The 341-nt window shown below is 36.4% G+C and carries 1 pseudogene; it reads right to left on the reverse strand.

Annotated features, from left to right (window positions below):
• Window positions 1-18: 18 nt before the first annotated feature.
• Window positions 19-341, reverse strand: a pseudogene (locus H5119_RS20165) (hypothetical protein); the annotation flags it as partial.

The following is a 341-nucleotide window of genomic DNA, read 5'->3' on the forward strand; positions in this document are numbered from 1 at the left end:
CAGGCATTGATCAGACCCCTAGGCAACTTTTTGGATTTTATATAAATGCAACGCATGTCCACCAATGAGCCTTATTATTTTTTCCCTGAACTCATCAAAACCATCCAAGCTGATTTTGTCGCCTTGCTGGAGTAGATTAATTCCCTCAAAACACTGAAAGACCCAACGTAATGTTGGGTTAGATATTTCTTTATTGATTTGATTCGCTATCGTGGTTTTTTCTTTTTTCATATTCGCTCTCATTCGTCTTTGCGCGATTGAATAAACTAACAATGAAAGTGTCATCACCATCAACAGAGCATCTATTCTACTTGGCTTTTTGATAAATAATGATGAAACAA

This window comes from Pseudoalteromonas sp. SG45-5, assembly GCF_014164085.1.
Classification (GTDB): Bacteria; Pseudomonadota; Gammaproteobacteria; order Enterobacterales; family Alteromonadaceae; genus Pseudoalteromonas; species Pseudoalteromonas aliena.